At 34.8% G+C, this 19,336-nt stretch carries 14 protein-coding genes and 1 riboswitch; of the genes, 2 read left to right on the top strand and 12 right to left on the bottom strand.

All coding sequences use genetic code 11. From position 1 onward, the window contains the following. Window positions 1-488: 488 nt before the first annotated feature. From JW886_RS09885 to JW886_RS06020, 4 genes are all read right to left on the bottom strand, one after another. On the bottom strand, window positions 489-1,643 hold the full coding sequence (locus JW886_RS09885) for a hypothetical protein (protein WP_240188639.1): 1,155 nt from the start codon (window positions 1,641-1,643) through the stop codon (window positions 489-491). Window positions 1,644-2,619: 976 nt separating this feature from the next. Beyond that, complete coding sequence (locus JW886_RS06010; RefSeq protein WP_205871570.1) at window positions 2,620-4,356, bottom strand: BspA family leucine-rich repeat surface protein; 1,737 nt, start codon at window positions 4,354-4,356, stop codon at window positions 2,620-2,622. A 1,134-nt stretch (window positions 4,357-5,490) separates the two neighbouring features. Further along, the gene (locus tag JW886_RS06015; RefSeq protein ID WP_241003801.1) at window positions 5,491-6,648 is read right to left on the bottom strand and encodes a C39 family peptidase; all 1,158 of its coding nucleotides are present in this window, start codon (window positions 6,646-6,648) and stop codon (window positions 5,491-5,493) included. Between the two features lie 99 nt (window positions 6,649-6,747). After that, the gene (locus JW886_RS06020) at window positions 6,748-7,167 is read right to left on the bottom strand and encodes a MarR family winged helix-turn-helix transcriptional regulator (RefSeq protein ID WP_075525679.1); all 420 of its coding nucleotides are present in this window, start codon (window positions 7,165-7,167) and stop codon (window positions 6,748-6,750) included. 204 nt (window positions 7,168-7,371) lie between these two features. On the opposite strand from JW886_RS06020, the gene JW886_RS06025 reads away from it, so the two are divergent. Beyond that, on the top strand, window positions 7,372-8,727 hold the full coding sequence (locus tag JW886_RS06025) for an MATE family efflux transporter (protein ID WP_205871572.1): 1,356 nt from the start codon (window positions 7,372-7,374) through the stop codon (window positions 8,725-8,727). Between the two features lie 350 nt (window positions 8,728-9,077). On the opposite strand, the gene JW886_RS06030 is transcribed toward JW886_RS06025, so the two are convergent. Next, window positions 9,078-9,773 (bottom strand): N-acetylmannosamine-6-phosphate 2-epimerase, encoded by a 696-nt coding sequence (locus tag JW886_RS06030; protein WP_205872493.1) that lies wholly within the window; start codon window positions 9,771-9,773, stop codon window positions 9,078-9,080. A 168-nt stretch (window positions 9,774-9,941) separates the two neighbouring features. Here JW886_RS06030 and JW886_RS06035 point away from each other — a divergent pair, with 168 nt between their 5' ends. Next, on the top strand, window positions 9,942-10,841 hold the full coding sequence (locus JW886_RS06035) for a WaaS/CpsH family glycosyltransferase (protein ID WP_205871573.1): 900 nt from the start codon (window positions 9,942-9,944) through the stop codon (window positions 10,839-10,841). 72 nt (window positions 10,842-10,913) lie between these two features. Here the strand turns inward: JW886_RS06035 and JW886_RS06040 are convergent, their stop codons facing one another. From JW886_RS06040 to dltB, 7 genes are all read right to left on the bottom strand, one after another. After that, window positions 10,914-11,528, bottom strand: a complete 615-nt coding sequence (locus tag JW886_RS06040; RefSeq protein WP_075525683.1) for a histidine phosphatase family protein — start codon at window positions 11,526-11,528, stop codon at window positions 10,914-10,916. A gap of 72 nt (window positions 11,529-11,600) precedes the next feature. After that, a complete protein-coding gene (locus tag JW886_RS06045; protein ID WP_205872494.1) occupies window positions 11,601-12,266 on the bottom strand; it encodes a metal-dependent transcriptional regulator in 666 nt (221 codons plus the stop codon). 80 nt (window positions 12,267-12,346) lie between these two features. Continuing rightward, window positions 12,347-13,264: a phosphoglycerate dehydrogenase gene (locus JW886_RS06050; protein WP_205871574.1), complete on the bottom strand. Its 918-nt coding sequence runs from the start codon at window positions 13,262-13,264 to the stop codon at window positions 12,347-12,349. A gap of 91 nt (window positions 13,265-13,355) precedes the next feature. Continuing rightward, a complete protein-coding gene (mgtA, locus tag JW886_RS06055; RefSeq protein ID WP_205272385.1) occupies window positions 13,356-16,076 on the bottom strand; it encodes a magnesium-translocating P-type ATPase in 2,721 nt (906 codons plus the stop codon). A gap of 254 nt (window positions 16,077-16,330) precedes the next feature. Continuing rightward, window positions 16,331-16,490: riboswitch (M-box (ykoK) riboswitch) on the bottom strand. 78 nt (window positions 16,491-16,568) lie between these two features. Further along, window positions 16,569-17,840, bottom strand: coding sequence for a D-alanyl-lipoteichoic acid biosynthesis protein DltD (gene dltD, locus JW886_RS06060; protein ID WP_205871575.1), 1,272 nt, complete (start codon window positions 17,838-17,840; stop codon window positions 16,569-16,571). Next, window positions 17,830-18,069 (bottom strand): D-alanine--poly(phosphoribitol) ligase subunit DltC, encoded by a 240-nt coding sequence (gene dltC, locus JW886_RS06065; RefSeq protein WP_075525687.1) that lies wholly within the window; start codon window positions 18,067-18,069, stop codon window positions 17,830-17,832. The genes dltD and dltC overlap by 11 nt, the downstream gene beginning before the upstream one ends. Window positions 18,070-18,111: 42 nt before the next feature. Further along, window positions 18,112-19,335, bottom strand: coding sequence for a D-alanyl-lipoteichoic acid biosynthesis protein DltB (gene dltB, locus JW886_RS06070; RefSeq protein WP_205871576.1), 1,224 nt, complete (start codon window positions 19,333-19,335; stop codon window positions 18,112-18,114). Between the last annotated feature and the right edge of the window lies 1 nt (window position 19,336).

Below are 19,336 nucleotides of genomic sequence, written 5' to 3' on the forward strand. Positions count from 1 at the left end.
TGCAGGAACTCCTCCAACAATAGAATTAGCTGGAACATCTTATGAACTGAGTTCCATCAAAATGAATGATCCAGAAGAAAAGAAATTGGCCATGCTTAAAGCCATACAGTAAATTGAGAATAAGTTTGGTTCAAATACAGTTTTAGATGAGGACTGCTACAATAAAACTGACTCCTATAATTACACTTAAACAAAGCTCCATCCAATAACCTTTAGGATGCCTTCTTCTCAAATGCCTTAAATACCTTTTCATTTACCTAGTCCTCAAATATTTTATAATTTTTACATCAAAAAACTGCTCCTTTTAGGAACAATTCTATACTTATTTTGTAATTAGTTAGCTTTTAAATATTGGGACACTTAGTGGCCTATTCTATTCTAGCATACAAACTTGCTATGTAAATGGCGATAGCTTCCACTGACGCCAACTCTATCTGCTAAATCTGCTAAGCCAGCAGATTTGCTCCAAACAAACAGATAACGACACCTTAATATGCTGCTACTAACGTTTTATTAGTAAAAGTTTGGCTAGTCAAAGGACTACTTCCTTGTGTAACCGGATTAACAATTTTACCATTCTTTTTGACTTGAATATTTTTAATTGTAGATTTTGCATTCGTATAGTCATGAAGAATATACGCATTCCCACCAGGTACCAGTTTAGACTTATATTGACCCACTAAGGTCCCATTAACAAAAGTTTGCATGTAACCAGATGTAAAATATTTAACTTGTAACCTCACACTTTGACTATTAGCAATGCGTGGGGCATTTGTTTTAACGGAATAGAATTGTTGACCTGAAGTTCCAGCTCCTGCAGGAAAGTTTATGGTCGTTACATTAATTCTACCTTGTGCAAAGTTGCTATCATTTCCTGCTTGATAATGTAGTTCCACTCCAATTTGACCACTTGTAGTTCCTGAATTGCCAGCAATTACAAATTGATTTTCATAATCACTACTTCCCCCAGATAATGATACGTCCGCAGAAAACTCAATAGCTGCTGGAGTTGATAAGTTCTTGTTATCAAAAGCTTTATTTGAATAAAGAAAACGATAAGAACCGGGGACACTTTGTTCTGATCCTCCGACACCTGTAACATTAACATCCACTTTCTTTGGAGCTACGGTAGCTGCTGGGGTCCCCATTGTTTTCCAAGCGACAGCCCCATACTTCCAACCCACATTTAGTAAGCTGTTTTGTTCATAGGTGTTGGTCGTATAATTATGTGAACCAGATTGAGCGTTTGGATTGTAGGCTACATAGAGGTTAGTACTTCCGCCTGAGTAGAAAGCAGCTTTTCCTCCATTGTCCCAACGCCATCCTTTACTGACAAGACTTTGAGCTTCGTATTTGCTCAAGGTGTAGTAGTGATCTCCTCCACGTGCGTTTGGATTATAAACACGGTAGACAGCTTTTCCGGAAGTTGCGGAATTCCAACCCAACCCTTCATCTCGCCATCCTACACGATTTAGATTGGCTCGTTCAGCCGAATTTTTTGTGTAGAAATGTTCACCAGTATTCTTGTTATATAAACGATAAACTGGGACGCTAGTGTCTGCATGAACCTGTGTCGTGATTATTGAAACAGCTCCGAATGTAGCAGCTGCACCAACAACCATCAATAAATTTTTCATTTTCATAAGTGTTACTCCTTTTTAAGTTAATTTGCATAACAACATTACCAAATTTAATCACAAACCATATAATCAAGAAAGCACTAAGCGTTAAGGAGATTGCTAATCCCCCAGAGGTTCCTTCATCATGCATTTTTCACTCCTTACTCTATTTGTCACGCATGAGGTTTTACAGTATTATTTTATCATAAATTTCATGTTAATTAAATAAAACTTAAAAGTTTTATTTGCCTTTTCCAATCTTTGTGAATGATCGTCATGACATATTTTCCTTTTTCCGATAAACCTTCTGACTCCGAAAGGTAAGCTTATCTCTCCTGATGCACTCACGCGCCGTCTTAATCTATTATTGAAGCAGTTTAGTTACCCTCCTATAAGCTGGATAACTTATGAGATGATACATGGATATGTATATTGCCAAACATAACCTTTCTGACCAAGAAATAGAGAAACTAAAGGTAGAACAAACGAGCACTCGTGACAATATGTTCTGTTTTAATGTTTTTTTCATAATCATCCCCTTTATATTTGTACGCCACCCCCATTATCAAATTTAGGGTAGATAGATGTATTTTATAATACACAACTCCCGTATTGTAAGCGATAGAGCTAAATCATAATAAATTTTTTAAGTAAATCTTTATAGAGTATATAACAATTTAACTTACTTTCTGCGATATTTGAAGTATACATACTTCCTTAAGCGCCTTGCTAGAATCAAAACAGTGATTATAAAATAAAAGGGTTCTCAACTTGTTCATAAACCAGATTCTATAATCTCCACTCGTTCAATATATTTTTTTAATGAATTTGTATATATTCTATAACGTCAAATATTGAGGAAAGATTAAACCTTTAACTCTCATCTATGCCTGTTCAACCCCTTACTTCTTAACATAATAAAGCAGCCTCTTTCGAGACTGCTAATTTTTTTAATTTCTCAATTTCCGGTAACATAGAATTATTTCAGATGCATTAAATGCTATTTTTCATCTCGAATACCTTTTCTTTTTTTTATTATAATTGCTGAAGAACTAACAGATAACGTTAAAAGTGCTCCAGAAGCTAGGGCAATGAAGGGTTTGCTTTTATCGTCTCCTTTCTGAGGCTTTGCCGGAGAAGGAGTCATCTTATTCTTTTCATATCTGTATGTTATAATTTGAGCTGTATCACTTAGTGCTCCAGTTGCATTATCTGGAAGTTTTGTACTATCCAAAGTATATCCATCAATCGATAATTTATAAGTATCTCCTGAAGCGTCGTAAGTTTTTCCTAAATCCCCGCTGATGATTTGAGGTTTATGAATCTCATAACCATCCGCATTTATATATTTTATAGTTACATCAGCAGCCTTACCCAGACTAGGCTGACACACATAAGTATCAGCATCATTCGATCCATCATAATTGGTCATTAAGTCACCAGATGACCAAATGTTTTTACCATTAGGAGAGCTCTCTGTACCAGTCCCTACATTTTGCCATTTACCTGTAGGAGTATAGCGTGTAATATCTTGCAAACCTGCGCCACTACCAAAAATGAAATCAGGTCCTAATGTTAATTTTTTAAAATAACGAGGGATAAAAGAAAACATATCCTTCATACTCTGTACTCTTCTGGTATTAAAGGTCGATAAATCTAAGCCTGTTAGTCCTCCACAATTAAAAAACATTCGAGACATAACAGTAACGTTAGAGGTATCAAAACTTGACAAATCTATCTCTTTTAATCCTGATAAATCACTGTCAGAACTGTTCATAAACATGCCTGACATATTAGTAACTTTTGAAGTATTAAAATTTGATACATCCAAGCTGCTTAGTCTCGAACCAGAAAACATACTACTCATGTCCGTAACATTAGTTGTATCAAAATTTGATAGATCTAAGCTGTTTAGTTCTATATTAGAAAACATACTGCTCATGTCTATAACTTTGGATGTACTAAAACTTGATATATCCAAGCTGCCTAATCTTGCACCCGAGAACATGCTATTCATATTCGTAACGTTGGAAGTATCAAAATTTGATAGGTCTAAATTAGCTAGCTCTACTTTAGAAAACATGCTACTCATGTTTGTAACGTTGGAAGTATCAAAATTTGACAAATCTAAGCCTATTAAATGACTATTAGTCCTCTGATAAAAAAACATGCCTGACATGTTAGTAACTTGAGAGGTATCAAGTAAATTTAAATTATTAATTTGAACCAAGCTTCCTAAATCTGCAAATAAATATGATGAGTCTGAGTAAGCTGTTACTAGTCCTTCAAATGTAATTTGCTTAATTTTATCTTCGTATTCGTTCCAAGGAGAGAGCATGCTTCCCTTATTACTGTTATAACTAAACTTTCCACTTTGAAGGTGCAACACTCCATCAGTATCTAATCGCCAAGGCGAAGTACCAAAAGTACCAGAAGCTATACAATCGGATTCAGTAACTTCTCCTTTAACATTATTTATAACACCTTTGGTTTGAATCGCAGTCGGAGTGATGATTTTTGATTTTTGCTCTTGATTTTCATAATCATTCGAACCACTTGACGTCCTATCATAAATGGCTGGAGTAGCACTGGTTCGAGAAGATAAGCTATCACTACTCACTAAGTATTTTGTAATTAAACCTTGATTTAAAGCCACAGGATTAGTTCCCGCAACTACTGGAGCTGCACTAGGGAAAAGAATAACTCCTAGTACAGCGAGCGCTACTTGTTTTTTCATATATATATTCTTAGTTACCTCGATATTCTTTTCGAAACCGTGGTAAACATTTTCTTATCACTTTCATTATTAGGAGCGATGACCACTACTTCTGATCACTGTTCTATTAGTTTGGCTGTTAAATTATTTCTGGTTATTAAAAATCTCCATTAAGATATATTCACCAATCTATGGGGTGCTTAGCTTCCTGATCTATTTAAATACACGTGGAGACTTTCTTTCTTAAAACTTGCATATTCTCTACTCCTTCAAAAAATATTTTAAGCATATATCAATTAATTTATTCGTTTATATGGTAAAATTTAGCTATGTTAGTATGATTGGATTACTGTAGCAATTTGACATTGGATAAAAAACGATAAATATTTAAAACTTCATTTCTTTTCTACATATTACGAGTGGAAGCTCAGATGAAATTGGAAAAACAACAACTTAAAATATGATAGGACACGATAATTTATATTCAAGAGCTAAAAATTAAATTTTTACATATATTGTACGAACCGCATAAAGTTTACTAGGGCGGAATTATAAAATTACTCAATTGTAAAAATAATTATGAAGATCAAAGCCTGATAAATGTTCAAAAATTTTTTATGATCAGTGACCACTGGCCCTTTAATAATCGTGAGCACCGTCTCCGATTAGACTACCGTTCATAAACTCCAGTTTATAATTATAGCAAAAAAATATCTCGCAATCCATTAATAGTATGTTATTCATAGATTGACTAACTGCGAATGAATCGTATAAAATCCTAAATACATTATTTTTTTACTCAGATGAGTTTCTGCAAGACGATGAGTATGCCCCCAATATCGACGCCTCACAGCAGTGAAAGCTATAGGTTCTGTTTTTGGATCAAAACTATTCGTATGCTTTTAAAGTCATAATTAATTAAATTTTCGATTATTGGGACAAAAGGACAATTCTTTTGGATGGCTTGTATTAAGTATTATAAAATTTTTTAAAAATCCAGACTCCGATTAAGTATTAAGCCCGTATAATACACCCAAATGTTTAATACTTACTTCTGACTATTTATAAAACTAACCATATCCGTAAAATAAATACCCTGCAATACATCACTCCTGCAGGGTATTTATTTGTTTTAAACTAATTCAGTATAATTAGTTATTTTACTACAACCGCATATTTACGGGTATTGTAGATGGTTTCAAAAATCGTTTTACTTAACCAATATGAACCACTGATTGGATCAGAAACATGTACCTGATTACTCGATTTGTTATATCCATCTAGCGTAACAGCATGATTATTATTAACAGCTGCTCCAAACGGCCATGCTCCCCAACGAACTGGTTGAAAATTGATTGTTACCCAGGTAATAACGGGATTTCCAATCTTTATCTGATTGACTAAGGAGGATACTGAACTTCCTGAAATATTTTGGACATTTCCATATTTCTTTGCCCAGGCTGTAAGAGGAGCTGGATATATAGCAGAATAAACACTGCTACTTTCTATAAAGGGACTTCCTACAAAACCGTTATTAGGGTTACCATCTGGAGATTTAGGTATCGTCTTCAAAAATTGTATTAACCCCCAATTTATAAGCTTACCTTTATATTGTAGTGCTTGTAAAAGAGAAGCTCCTTCACACCCACTAGGGGCACCTAATACATATTGATTATAATTGTTCACTCCTAATAGACGATAATCCTCATAGCTTGGTTGACCTTGCCCAACTGCTGACCAACTTATCCCTTCGTAATGCCATCCCACCTGTCTAAGTGAATCACGCTCATATGAACTTAAAGTATAATGGTGCCAACCACTATTAGGATTATGCATTCTATAAACTGGAATTTTTCTAACCCCAGCATATGAATACCAACCTATTCCTTCATAACGCCATTTAATTCGTTTTAAATTATCTCTTTCATATGAGCTCACAGTATAGAAATGCTCCCCACTATTAGGATTATAGAGGCGATAAACAGGGGTTCCTGTTGTAGGGGCTTGCCAACCTACACCTTCATAATTCCACCCAATTTTCCTTAGTGAATCTCGTTCATACGAACTTGAAGTATAAAAATGTTCCCCACTCCTTGCATTGTAAATACGATACATAGCAACAGAACCTATTGGTGTTAATGCTCGTGAAGAGCTCTGACTAATTTTTCCAGATAATAAAGGTTCACTCGGAGTTTCAGTAGTTTCTGCCTCATCTTTTCCTGCTTTAATGGGTGCCTCTAAAATAATATTCTGCCCGTCTAGATTTATAGAACTACCAATCTCATCAGCATCTACTCCAATTGATAAGATCATTACTAAACTAACTAATATTCCTAATACTAAACTTTTCTTTTTCATCTATTCTCCATATTTCTATACGAGATATTTCAACAACTATACTTTCTAAAGCATTTACAAATTTTGGTCTATTTTTTCTAGAATCCTTAAAAGTTCAACTCTTTCGTTTTCTGTTAGACTGCTAATTAAATTACTTTCTGATCTATCAAAAATCTGATTAATCTGTTGAACGATGCTTAGTCCTTTTGGCAAAATATAGAGGTTTTTTTGTCGTTCATTATCTTTAGGTATTCGTCTTTCAATATATCCATTTCTTTCTAATCCTTGGAGCATACTGGTAATACTAGCACCTCTCCTGTGAAAGACTTCTGCTAAATCTTTTTGAATCAAACCCTTATCTTGATTCTCTGCAATATAGGCGATTACCCTTGCTTGCTGCTGATTAATTTTTAAATCTTTCATCGCTTGGTTAGAAGCTACCATCGATTTTTGCGAGATAGAGCGAATTAAATTTGAATAGATTGTGTTAGTCATGACAACTCCTACTGTTTAGTTTACTAGTTCTTACTCCTTAGTATAAATTTATTTAACTGATTTGTCAAAAACTAATAATTAGATTTCTAATAGTTAATATTTGACTTTTAATATATATTAAGTTATCATAACCATTGTAAATTAGAATTCTAACTATTATAGTTCTAATATTATATCAGGTAATTAGAAAGAAGAACAATAAAAATGAGTAAAAAATCCAACTCTTATTATCTTAAGGAAGCGCCCATCAGAAAAGCAATTGCTCACTTATCAATTCCCATGATGATTGGAATTTCCGCAACAACAATCTATAACTTAATCAATGCCTACTTTATCGGCCTTGTCCATGACACAAATATGATGTCAACAATCACTCTAGGTCTAACAATAACCATTGCTTTTATGGCCATCGGAAACCTTTTTGGTGTCGGAGGTGGAACCTTTATTACTCGCCTGCTAGGTTCTGGCGATAAAGAAAAAGGAAAGAAAATCGCTGGTTATTCTTTCTATATGAGTTTAACCATTGGTTTGCTTATTGGGCTTGTTTCTCTTTTCTTTTTAAGTCCGATCGCTCATATTTTAGGAGCAGACGCTGCAACTCTTACTTATACTAAAGAATATGCTGCAGTTTTATTAGGTGGTGGTTTTAGTATGATTTTAAACTATGGACTGGAACAATTAGTTCGTGCAGAAGGCGCCTCAAAAGAATCAATGTATGGAATGTTCGTTGGGGTTGCTACTAGTATTGTCTTAGATGCCCTCTTTATCCTAGTTTTAAATCTTCATGTCATTGGGGCTGGACTTTCAATGGTGATCGCAAATCTAGCTTCTACTGCTTATTATGTCTGGTTTTTAGAAAATAAAAGCGAATCGCTTAAAGGATTTTTAAAGCATTTTAAAATCAGTTTAAAAGACCAATTTGAAATCTATAAAATTGGAATTGCAGAAATTTTTAAATCAGCATTTATGATTGTCACAACACTTTTGTTAAATCACTTTTCTATTCAATATGGTGATAATGTTCTTGCTAGCTTTGGAATTGCCCTCAGGATTACTCAACTGCCTGAATTTTTGACTATGGGACTCTTTTTAGGGGCCATTCCACTCTTTGCCTATAGTTTTGCTTCAAACAATACTCAACGATTAAAAGAAGCTCTTAAAGAATTAACCCTTTGGATTGGCGGAATTTCTATTCTCTTTGCTTTAATTGTCTATCTTTTTAGAGTTCCTGTCATACAACTCTTTACTGATGATAGTGCAGTAATCAAAGTGGGCTTAATCGTACTAGCTGCACAACTGGTTTCATCTGTCTTTAATGGTTTTTCTGGTTTATTCACTGGAATTTTCGAAGCTTCTGGTCTAGGTGCCCAAACTGCGGTAATGTCTACTATTCAAGGGATTCTTTATATCCCTATCGTCATTATTCTACACCATTTTTACGGATTAACTGGCCTCATTTGGTCAATGACGCTAACAGAAGGAATTGCCTTTGTAGCAGGTCTCATCATGCTTATCCCTTATTTATTAAAATTACACAATGGGGAGTTAATAAGAGAATAAAGGAAATTATTCATATACAAATGTTATAAGTGATTAAGTAATTTATGCTATTTATTCCTCTACTATGAAAAGGACCTTTATTTTTAAGGGCCTTTTCACTATGATATTATATAGCCTCACGGAACTCTATAGCTTATCAGCAACTGCTCCCAGTATTAACAATAATAAGATACCGAAGATAAGAATCATGACGCTCTCGATAACAGCTTGGTTATTTTTTTTCATATTTGCCTCATTTCCTTAAATGTTTACTTGTTCTAAAAATATTGAATTTGAACAATCTTATTTAAGTAGACATGATCAAATCATCGTTTGATCCTCCAGAAATTAGGAATAAAGTGTCTCAAATGTTAAGAAGTTTTGACCGCTTTCACAAAACGTTGTGCAATCTCTAATGGGCGTGTTATTGCACCACCGATAACCACTGCCTCTACGCCTAAATTCATTATTGCTTTTGCTTGTTCTGGAGTCTGTATCCTTCCTTCAGCTATAACAGGAACTTGTGCATTAAGCAAAGTTTTGATTAATTCGATATCAGGACCTTCTTGCACTTTACTTTCATCTGTATAACCACTCAGCGTTGTTCCTACGAAGTCTATTCCCGCTTGATAAGCATTTATGCCCTCTTCCAAAGTAGCACAATCTCCCATAAATAATTGGTTAGGGTATTTTTTCTTTATCTTTCTTATAAATTCGTTAATTGTAAGTCCATCATGCCGATTTCTTAAAGTACAATCAAGAGCGATAACTTCGCATTGTATAGCTACAAGCTCATCAACTTCTCTCATGGTTGGTGTAATGAACGGTTTTTCTGGTAAATAATCTCTTTTGATAATACCTATGATAGGTAAATCAACCATTTTTTGGATTTCGTTGATATCCCTTATAGAGTTCGCTCGAATCCCAACCGCTCCAGCCTCCGCCGCAGCCTTGGCAAGGAAAGGCATAATTCCTCCCACCTCACTATATAATGGTTCACCTGGTAATGCTTGACAGGATACAATGATACCACCTTTGATTCGTTCCAAAAAGTCTTCTTTTTTCATTAAAATCACTCCCTTTTTTATTAAGTTAGTCATTTCAATATAGCATGCGCTTTCATGTTTGTCAAATTTATAATGTATGAATTGTAGTTTTTAAACAACATTTTTGAATATTCAGAAATTTTATTCTACAATAGGTTTAATCACTCTAATGGAATCGGAGGTCTTCAAATGGAAAAACTCTCAAACGTACTGATTGTAGCAAAAGATGCTCACCTTTATTTTTTTGACTCGTTAGATGAAGCAGATGTTATTTCAGGAAAAAATCTAATTGCCTTCACTAATAGTCCATTGGGTAGACTTAAGTTATCACATTATAAACTCATAATTTTTCTAGATTCAGGCTTCCAAATTTATTACCCTAAAATAGTTAAAAATTACACAAACGCTAAACTTGCTCTCTTCTTCTGGAACCACCTCACTGGGTCTCGAGCAAGGTTACTTCAGCGTTCGAGATACTCAAATTTGATTGATGAGTACTACAGTTTTGATCCTATAGAAGCAAAAAAGCATAATATTTTTCATAACTCAACCTTTTACAAACCTTGTATTACCCTAGAAGAAAAAACTCCTAAATATGATTTGTTTTTTGGTGGTAATAATAAGGGTCGCTCAAAAATCGCTCAGCTCATCATGGAAGAATGTCAAAAAAGAGAAATTTCACTTAATCTTTTTATTGTTGAAGGAGATAAGGGACATGACAATAAAGGTTATATTCCATATAAACAGTTTTTAAATTTTTTAGTTTCTTCTAAAGGGATATTGGAAATTATGCAAAAGGATCAGACGGGTTTAACTCTAAGAACAATGGAATCACTTTTTTTTAAGAAAAAATTAGTCACAACAAATCAAGCTATTAAACATTACAAATTTTATCATCCAAACAATATTTTTATTTTGGGGGTTGATCCTATTGATAAACTCCCTGAGTTCATGAAAAAGGATTATTACGATTTGGACATAGAGCAAGTTAACTTTTTTAATCCTTACAACTGGATACAACGATTTTTTATACCCACTAGATTTAGTCTGTTGGAGGAATATCATGATAGTCTTCTCTCTTTACAATAATTTTATAAACCTAAAAAAAAAACGATTTGTAAATTACAAATCGTTTTTTAGGAGTTAAGCAGCAAGTTAACTTTAATCAAAAGTTTTATTCCACTGAATTTTTTTGTAAATCTGCCCGTTTCTTGTTTCTAGAATAGTTAAACTGCAATTACTAATCATCGGAGTATTTCTTATTTCAGAAATACTTTCTCCTAAAAGATACTTCATCACACTCATTAGAAAAATTCCATGGCTAACGATTAAAACATTATTGTTTTCGTTTTTATTATAGATTTGCTGTAAAACTCTTTGACCTCTCTGAATAAGATGTGTATATGTTTCTCCCCCAATACTAGAGGGATCAAAAATTTCTGGGTGATGAAAATAATTATCAAATTGTGGATGGTTTTGGTTTGTTGAAACTATAGTACCATCCCAACTACCCAAGTCCATCTCCCTTAGTTCCTCTTTAATAATGATTTCTCTAGGCTTTGAATTATTCTCCATCAAAAGATGAGCTGTCTCTAATGCCCGAGATAGAGGTGAGGCATAAACCTCTGAAAATTCTACCGATTTTAAGTTCTCACCTAAAAGAATTGTTTTTGCAATCCCCTCAGTTGTTAAGGGAGTATCTACAGTAGCCCCATTAAATCTACCTTCACTATTGGTTCTAGTTTCACCGTGCCTAACAAAATAAAATTGTGTCACTATATCTCCTTGCTGCAGCTATTTCTTTTGCTTAATATCTCTTTTACTACACATATATCCTATGCAAAAAGTTCATTTTCTTTCGCTAACCCATAGTTTAGGCTGAATATAAAACGGAATCAGCAGCATTTTTCCAGCCTTTTCTCGGACGATTAAAGATTTATCTTCTAGTCGCTCAATCACCTTGAGAAACTGCGGAAGAGTTAACTCCATTTTTTTAAAAAACGTTTTTGCTTCTGTATCAATTTTAGTAATTCGATAATTTTTATTTACCATTGCTTGGTCAAGTGAGAGTTCGATTTCATTTTCAGACCAAAATAATTCTGCTGGGATTTCTGATCCATGCGGATCAGCTACTGGATAATCCATCAAAGCATATAGTGCCTCTATGAGGCGAGGCGACGAGGCATGTTCCAAATCTTCTGCTTCATGGTGTACTTCATCCATACTATAACCCACTTCTTCAAATAAAAAAGTTTCCCATACACGATGGCTTTTTATGATAAACCTTGCCTGGGAAATACCTAAATCCGTGAGCGATACACCATAATATGGCTTATGCAATACCAGATTTTTTGCAACCAAACGCTTAACCATTTCAGTAGCACTTGGAGAAGAAACTGATAATTTTTTAGCAATTGCGTTAATACTGACACTTTTTGTAGTCGTTGAAGTTATTTTTTCCAAGTTATAAATCGTTTTAAGGTAATCTTGCTCATTCTTAGATAATTCCAGCATCATATACTCACTTTGTCTTAATATCTAGCTCATTATAACATAAGCTAACGGCTGCTTTCAACGATTAGAAATTTTTTAATTTACAAAGAATTAATCATATTATTGGCTAACTGTTTTGATATTTTTTCAATTGCTTGGCTGGTAGAAGATCCAAAGTGGGGAAATAGTAGCACATTATCTAGTCTAAGTAATGGATCATTTTCATCCAGAGGCTCTTCTTCAAAAACGTCTAGAGCTGCACCAGCGATTTTTTGTTTTTGCAAAGCTTCCACTAAAGCTGTAGTATCTATCACACTTCCGCGGGCAAAATTAATTAGATAAGCTGAGTTTTTCATCCTTGATAGAGCTTCTTTATTTATTAAATGGTACGTTTGGGAATTGCCAGCACAGTTTAGACTTATAAAATCTGATTCTTCTAATAATTTTTCAAATGAAACATTTTCTACATGATGCATTTTTTTCTGGCTTGGAGTATAACTGATCACGCGCATACCAAAAGCCAAACATCGTGTAGCCACTTCTGTGCCTATACTACCTAACCCAACTATACCAACTGTTAAATTACGTAGTTCTTGTCCCATTCTTAAAGCTTTATCAGGAGAAATATTTCTTGACCATAGTTTACGTTTTACGAAACAGTCAGCAGCCATAGGTTCCCTTGCTAACATGAGGATACTCATCAAAACTGCATCTGCTACTGAATGGCTGTTTGCCGCTGGAGTATTCACAATTTTTATTCCACGGGCTTTTGCTGCTGCACTATCTACGTTATCAATACCCACACCAAAACGACCAATTACTTTGAGATGTGGTAGGACATCCATTTGTTCTGCTCCAAAATGACCCCCAAAAACAATAATTCCGATAGCTTGTTTACCTTTTTCCCGTAGAGTCTCAACTTCAATATCAGAACACTTAACCAATTCATAACCTGAATTTAAAAATAACAATTTAGCATTCTCATCTATTTCCTGAGGTAATAAAATTTGTTTTTTCATATTACTGTACCTTTCATAATTTTTATATCTTTATTATAATTAAAAAAACACAGAATATAAAACTTCTGTGTTTTTTATTTTATGATTAACTCTAGAGTAATTCTCCGTATCTTTTGATGAATATTTTTTTGAATAAAGTTACAAGCAACATATAAAATACTACCGTAAGTAACAACCATAAGAAGAAAACCATGGGAAGTGGCGTTAATCCGATAGAAGTACCAAATGGCGAGAATGGAATAAGAGTGAGGCCAACAATACCCGAAAATGTTAACAAAGTTAACGAAGCTGACGCACGACTTTGTATAAAAGGAATTTTCGGTGTACGGATCATATGGATAACCAGTGTTTGCGTCCACATAGATTCCACAAACCATCCTGTATGAAAGAGCGCAATGAAACCTAAATATGCTGGGCTTCCAGGGGTTAGTGTACTAAAATCACCAAATGTAGCAGGACATATGACGAAAAACATCAATAAGTAAGTTGTAATATCAAACACTGAACTTGTAGGTCCAATCCAAAGCATGAATTTACTTACGGAGCTAGCATCCCATTTTCTTGGTACAACAAGATACTCGTCGTCTACATTATCCCAAGGGATAGCCGTACAGGAAAAATCATAGATCAGGTTCAATAAAATAATATGAATCGAAAGCATTGGAATGAAAGGGAGAAAGGCACTTGCTGCCAAAACTGAAAACATGTTTCCAAAGTTAGAACTCGCTGTCATTTTAATATACTTTATCATGTTAGCGTATGTCTTACGCCCTTCGATAATCCCCTTTTCAAGCACCATCAAATCTTTTTCAAGTAAGATTACATCTGCTGATTCCTTAGCAATATCAACAGCAGTATCGACGGATATTCCAACATCCGATGCTTTCATTGCTGCTGCATCATTAATTCCATCCCCCATATAACCGACACTATTCCCGCTATTCCTAAGTGCTCTAACGATTCTAGATTTTTGTTGAGGTGAAAGTTTGGCAAAAACACTCACTTCTTTTGCGGTACTTTCTAATTGTTGTTCATTCATTTGATCTATGTCTGTCCCTAAAACAATCCGATTTACGGGTAGACCTACTTGTTTACAAACAGAACGTGTAACTCTATCGTTATCTCCAGTTAATATCTTCACCTCAACACCATACTTATTAAGAGCTTTAATAGCTTTTGCTGTAGATTCTTTTGGGGGATCTAAAAATGAAAGATAACCCATCAAAATCATATCCGATTCATCATTGATGGATAGTGTATTAATTGGAGATGGATTGAGTTTTTTGGCTAAGGCAATAACTCTCATTCCATCATCATTTAACTTTTCAACCTGAGAAAGGATATGTGTGCGCATTTCAGAACTAAGTGGGACTATATTCCCCTCATATTCAACTTGGCTACAAATAGAGAGCATCTCTTCTACAGCACCTTTAGTTAGCAACTGTGTCTCTGAGTTATTATCAGCGTTCGCTTGGATGACAACACTCATACGGCGTCGTTCAAAATCAAAAGGTATCTCATCTACTTTTGTATATTGCTTTTCCAACTCTAACAATTCAGGGTATTCTACTTGTTTATCCTCTGTCGCTTGGATAATTGCCAAATCCATTAAATTTTTTAAACCTGTTTGATAATAACTATTAAGAAAAGCATGTTTCAATACACGTGCATCTTCTTTTCCATCAATGTTTAAATGATACATTAATACTACTTTATCTTGGGTGAGTGTACCAGTTTTATCTGTACAAAGAATATTCATAGAGCCAAGATTCTGGATCGAATTTAAATTCTTAATGATGGTTTTTTCTTTTGACATCGCTACAGCACCTTTAGCCAAGCAAGTCGTTACAATCATAGGGAGCATCTCTGGCGTAAGCCCAACAGCTACGGCTAAAGCAAAGAGACTTGCTTCCATCCAATCTCCTTTTGTAAAACCGTTAATGAACAGGACGATAGGCACCATTACTAGCATAAAACGGATAAGTACCCAAGAAACTGAATTAACCCCTTTTTCAAATGTAGTTTTATCGGGTTTCTCTGTAACGGTTTGAGCCATCTCTCCAAAAATAGTATCATCTCCAACAGCAATAACTATTCCAAATGCACTTCCGCTAATTACATTTGACCCCATAAAAGCAAGATTAGGTACCTCTGTTAGGGTATCATATTGTTGCGTAGGCACTTCATTATATTTTTCAACAGGCTCGCTCTCCCCTGTAAGTGAAGCCTGACTTATAAATAAATCTTTGGCTTGCAGTATCCGAAGATCTGCTGGTACCATATCTCCCGCTGATAAATGAATAATGTCTCCGACTACGACCTCTTCAATGGGGAGTTCTTGACTGCCTATTTCCTTTCGATGAATATTTGTTGTTGTTTTAATCATCTTAAGTAAATTTTCAGCAGCGTTTCCACTTCGCGTTTCTTGAATAAAGCGTAAGACACCTGATATTAAAACCATCGTTGTAATGATGATTAAAGCCATTGGATCGGATTGACCGGGTTCAGCTAAGATAATATCAGTGAAAGCTGACACAAGGGCTAAAACAAATAAAATTGCAGTAAAAGGGTTCACAAAGGCCTCGTAGAGTCTTTTGATAAAAGATATCTTTTTACCTTGGGTGATATTGTTAGAGCCATAACGTTCACGCGCAGCTTCAACTTCGTTATGTTCGATTCCTCGATCAGAGGAGTTGTAAGTTTGGAATAATTCTTCTTTTGTTGCGTTCTTTGCATTGACTAATCTTGCATTAACTTCTTCTTGACGACTAGTTCCTGTGCTTGTAAAATCTTTTCTGTTTATTTTCTTCATTGGTCTGTACCTCTTTTTTTTATTTTTTTCTAGATGTACAGCCCCAGCCTTTCGGGCTACATTAAATTAAGGTAATGAAAACGGAAATTGTTTTCTGGACCTTGTTATTTAGCTGCGGCCTATCAGGGTCAGAGCTGTTATTACATTGAGTTTCCATTCCGTTTTCACCTCCTTTAAGTATAAAAAAACCTTGCCTACGTGCTTGAACGTAGACAAGGGAATAATTCCAAAAAGATTGCATGATAAAGCGAACCAGTTCCTGTCATCGTTCAAGCTTTAGCTCCACAGGGCAATGTTGTTGCACTATTTCATGCCTTGTTTTTCGACATGAACTGTTGGCCCTCTCATCGTGTCTCCACGACTCTGCGGCAGCAACCCGTATCCCTGTGGTAGCCTCACCTACCGATGGCTATGATAACCATAACCAAAACTATTATATCTATTTAACGTTTTTTTGTCAATTCTTTTTGTAATTTTTTATTTGATTCAGTTTCAGAAAGCTGTATTTGCTGCCCAATTATAGGTTAAAAATTTTTTGTTATTAATCTTATAGTGCTGTTTGGCTGCTTGTTTCATAAACTGTTCAATAGCCCTATCAGCAGCCAACCAACCTCTTGGTCCAAAGTGAATAGTATCTCCAGAAGCATACTCCGTATTGTACATATCGGTAAAGTCTGCAATCTGGTTAAACCCCTGATTTTGTAATTGAGTTTTAATCTTTGAGCTAAAGGCTTGCAGTGTCTCTTCCGATACCCCCGTATAACTGGACCAGGTCCCGTTTACTGGCTGTATAAGGAACAAGACATCGTTATGATTTTTTGCAAAGAGGTTCAAAAGTTGCTGAAAATCAAGATATTCCGGACTAGATAAATAGCTAACATTTGCTTTTTTATTTTCGATTGATTTATATTTAGACTTGATTCTTTTATTCCAAACGTTGTTATTAATCTGGAAAGGATTGTTATTTGAATTTTCCTTACCTTGGTCGTAGGCCAGTTGATCTAAAGCCTGTCTTTCTGCTTTTTTTGGAAGGTGTTTTTCATAAGCCTTTATTTTTTGGGATAAACCAATTTTTCCCGCAACTCCTTGAGATAATTTAGAGAATAAAATGTCCTCTTTCTTCCAAAAGTGTAGAGAGGTGCTAACTGATAACCGTTGCCAACTCGTCAGTGATTTTTTAGCTGCTAGCCGTTCAAGTGCGGAGTGAATTGTCTCTTCTGCTTCCAATGATTTAAACTGTAAAAGATGTTTAGCAAGTTGTGTCGTGGTGCTTGATTTAGGATTAGCTGTTTTCATCCAACTATAAATTTCACCTTTAGAAACAAAATTTCTAAACTCTGGTTCAACTATCCCTAACTTAGAAAACCATTGAGGACTTATGATAAAAACCATCTTACGATTTTTTAGCTCATGTGCAACAGAATTCACATAAAAAAATTGAGTCAATGTCGTGGTCCCTGGTTGTCCTACGAGGTAAGGGGTAAAGCCAGCAGGATATTTTGAAAAATAGGCACTCGGGTGGAATGAATCGACATGTTCCATTTCTGATGAACCTAAAAGAGGGAGGAAACTTGGATCTGAAAAAGCTTGTTTTTTTATAGAATATCCTGTAAAACTAGGGGTATTCAATGGTGATTGGGCAAAATCTGTTAGTTCTCTTTTAGTATACTTTCCCCCAATATTAAAAGGAAGAAATATTAAGGAAGCAACTAAAATTAAAGCTAAAATCAATGGAGCTCCTGCTTTAAAAATTTTAATTTTCATCGATTTTTTCCTGAATGCGTTCTACAATCTTATACGCTGTATTCCAATCTTCACGGTCCATTTCTGATGGAGGAAGACTGATATCAAATGTTCCTTCTAATTCTACAATGAGCATAATTGCTTTCATTGAGTCAAGAATCCCTTCTTCAAAGAGGTCCATGTTTAAATCTTCACGAAATTCGTCTGTCCCTGACACTGATTCAATAATATCAAAAATTTGTTCTTGCATTTTCTTCTCCTTATAGATGAAATGATATGTTTATCCTAATAATTAAAAATTAGGAAGTGGGTAATGGGGGTCTAAACTATGCATAATCGCATAATTTGGGATTCCTGAGAAAATCAGAAAACTCAACATGACAAGATTAAAAGTAATAAAAATACTGATTGAGGTCGTCCATTTATTATCTGGAATATGCCAATTTTTACGTTTTTTTAGACGCTTCCAGGCATCAAAACCAATCATGAGAAGCGCGTGATAAATTCCGTAGAGTACATAATACCAGGTAATACCATGCCAAAATCCCATGATAAGCATATTGGTCAGATACCCAATATTAGAAATTGTGATCATGTTTTTTGACCATTTTTTAACCATAAAGGTTTTAACTAAGCGCATGAAAACAAAGTCACGAAACCAAAAGCTCAAGGTCATGTGCCATCTTTGCCAAAAATCATGGATATTTTTTGCTAAAAATGGTTTGTTGAAATTATGAGGGAGGTCATAACCCATTAAATTGCTGACCCCAATAGCAAAAAGCGAGTAGCCAGCAAAGTCAAAAAACAAATACAGACCATAAGCATACATAGATTGGGTCATATTCCAAAAGTTAGGATGCAATGTTGCTGAAATCGCAATACCATGCAGCCAATAAGTATCAATAAGGTACCCAATGATAAATTTATAAAGGAACCCTTGAAAAATTCGAGTTATTCCCTTATTTAAAAAATCGAGATATTTGTCTTGGGTAAGCGGGGCACTAAGTTCTTTTGTAAAACGACGAAAGCGATCAATTGGTCCAGATGAAATAGTGGGGAAAAAATAAAGAAAATACAAAAATTCCTTTATAGGGACCGCTTTAATCAAACCATCTCGCATTTCCATAATCATGGCTATTGTTTTAAAACTAATGTAGGAAATTCCCAAAAATCCAAGGAGGGAAGGGGGATGCGGCATTGGATAAATCAAAGGATGGATTTTCACAATAGCAAGAGGTAGCATTGTTAAAAGGATGGCGAAATAAAATATAACATCTTGATTTTTCTTTTGCTTAATCCGGTACCACTCATAAAGTTTAATAAGAAGTGTTTGATATATCCCAAAACTAATCAGTGCCCAGAGAGTTCTTGTATCAGAAAAAGTTAAATAAAGAAATATGAGGGTAAATAATACTTGATACCACATTAGTTTTTTACCCCAAAGATGAGCAACAATAATAGGAATCAATGCTAAACCAAGGATAAGAAAATAAAATGGAGTTGAATATGGTTGCATG

The sequence above is a fragment of the Lactococcus taiwanensis genome (assembly GCF_017068355.1).
GTDB lineage: Bacteria > Bacillota > Bacilli > Lactobacillales > Streptococcaceae > Lactococcus > Lactococcus taiwanensis.

What these genes read in the sequence shown, in the direction of transcription:
- JW886_RS09885 (WP_240188639.1), bottom strand. Translation starts at nt 1,643, where the DNA reads ATGAAAATGAAAAATTTATTGATGGTTGTTGGTGCAGCTGCTACATTC.
- JW886_RS06010 (WP_205871570.1), bottom strand. Translation starts at nt 4,356, where the DNA reads ATGAAAAAACAAGTAGCGCTCGCTGTACTAGGAGTTATTCTTTTCCCT.
- JW886_RS06015 (WP_241003801.1), bottom strand. Translation starts at nt 6,648, where the DNA reads ATGATCTTATCAATTGGAGTAGATGCTGATGAGATTGGTAGTTCTATA.
- JW886_RS06020 (WP_075525679.1), bottom strand. Translation starts at nt 7,167, where the DNA reads ATGACTAACACAATCTATTCAAATTTAATTCGCTCTATCTCGCAAAAA.
- JW886_RS06025 (WP_205871572.1), top strand. Translation starts at nt 7,372, where the DNA reads ATGAGTAAAAAATCCAACTCTTATTATCTTAAGGAAGCGCCCATCAGA.
- JW886_RS06030 (WP_205872493.1), bottom strand. Translation starts at nt 9,773, where the DNA reads ATGAAAAAAGAAGACTTTTTGGAACGAATCAAAGGTGGTATCATTGTA.
- JW886_RS06035 (WP_205871573.1), top strand. Translation starts at nt 9,942, where the DNA reads ATGGAAAAACTCTCAAACGTACTGATTGTAGCAAAAGATGCTCACCTT.
- JW886_RS06045 (WP_205872494.1), bottom strand. Translation starts at nt 12,266, where the DNA reads ATGCTGGAATTATCTAAGAATGAGCAAGATTACCTTAAAACGATTTAT.
- JW886_RS06050 (WP_205871574.1), bottom strand. Translation starts at nt 13,264, where the DNA reads ATGAAAAAACAAATTTTATTACCTCAGGAAATAGATGAGAATGCTAAA.
- mgtA (WP_205272385.1), bottom strand. Translation starts at nt 16,076, where the DNA reads ATGAAGAAAATAAACAGAAAAGATTTTACAAGCACAGGAACTAGTCGT.
- dltD (WP_205871575.1), bottom strand. Translation starts at nt 17,840, where the DNA reads ATGAAAATTAAAATTTTTAAAGCAGGAGCTCCATTGATTTTAGCTTTA.
- dltC (WP_075525687.1), bottom strand. Translation starts at nt 18,069, where the DNA reads ATGCAAGAACAAATTTTTGATATTATTGAATCAGTGTCAGGGACAGAC.
- dltB (WP_205871576.1), bottom strand. Translation starts at nt 19,335, where the DNA reads ATGCAACCATATTCAACTCCATTTTATTTTCTTATCCTTGGTTTAGCA.